This is a genomic window from Streptococcus sp. SM3 (assembly GCF_027497875.1).
On record NZ_JAJNSA010000211.1, the window covers coordinates 1 to 1356 of the forward strand.

Sequence of the window (1356 nt, forward strand, 5' to 3'; positions counted from 1 at the left end):
ATTCTAGTTCCATTTTTTTCTATATCTTTGATTTATATGTTTTACAGATTCGTAAACGGTCAATTAATGGATTTAGATTTTTTTGCTAATTTATTTAAAAAAGGAAGTACAATTATTTATAATGGTTGGTTTGTCGATATTATAATTTTAATGTATATATTTTTTTATATATCATTTAAGTTTTTCAAAAATAAGTTTATTTCTATTGTTATCAATACAGTATTCATAATTGGTTATATCTGTTTAGCTATAAAATTAGGTTACGGTTTTTGGTGGTATAATAGTGTTTTTCCCTTCATTATTGGCTTAATATGGGCTAAAAATAAAGAGAAAATTGATGGAGTTTTAGATAGACATTATTTTATCATACTTGTTTTAGTAACTGTGTTACTCTTTATTTCACATCAATACGATATTTTGTTGAGGTATGTGCATTTAGAAGATAGTTATAGTTATGCGTTAGCTGCTAATTTAGATAATATTATTTTTACAATCTACTTTATTATTGTTTTTCTGAAAAAAATAAATTTTTCAAATATGTATTTGATTTTACTAGGTAGTATATCGTTTGAATTATATATGATACATGGATTAGTAATCTCTATTCTAGAAAAAATATTTGTGTCATCCAGAGTAAATGATGTGTTATTTACATTTTTTGTATTGATGATAAGTCTGATTTTGGCTTGGATTATTAACAAATTAGTTGATAGGTTTATTCAAAAAGTAAGTCTATTACAAAATCAAGAGTAAAGGAAATAAGTATGGAAAAAATTGTGATTCAAGGTGGCGATAATCGTCTGGTAGGAAGTGTTACGATCGAAGGAGCAAAGAATGCAGTTTTGCCCTTATTGGCGGCGACTATTCTAGCAAGTGAAGGAAAGACCGTCTTGCAGAACGTTCCTATCTTGTCAGATGTTTTCACTATGAATCAGGTGGTTCGTGGTTTAAATGCCAAGGTGGATTTTAATGAAGAAGATCATCTTGTTGAGGTGGACGCGACTGGCGATATCACTGAGGAAGCTCCTTACAAGTATGTCAGCAAGATGCGTGCATCTATCGTTGTCTTGGGACCAATTCTTGCCCGTGTAGGTCATGCCAAGGTATCCATGCCAGGTGGTTGTACGATTGGTAGCCGCCCTATTGATCTGCATTTGAAAGGTCTAGAAGCTATGGGGGCTAAGATTAGTCAGACAGCTGGTTATATCGAAGCCAAGGCTGATCGCTTACATGGAGCTCATATCTACATGGACTTCCCAAGTGTTGGTGCTACGCAGAACTTGATGATGGCAGCGACTCTAGCTGATGGGGTGACAGTGATTGAAAATGCTGCGCGTGAGCCTGAGATTGTTGACC

General features: G+C 33.3%; 1 protein-coding gene and 1 pseudogene. Both read left to right on the top strand.

Annotation, left to right across the window (positions count from 1 at the left end; genetic code table 11):
- On the top strand, positions 1 to 753 hold a 753-nt coding region (locus PAN06_RS14230), incomplete at its 5' end, for an acyltransferase family protein (protein WP_269796658.1).
- An 11-nt stretch (positions 754 to 764) separates the two neighbouring features.
- Positions 765 to 1356, top strand: a pseudogene (locus tag PAN06_RS14235) (UDP-N-acetylglucosamine 1-carboxyvinyltransferase); the annotation flags it as partial.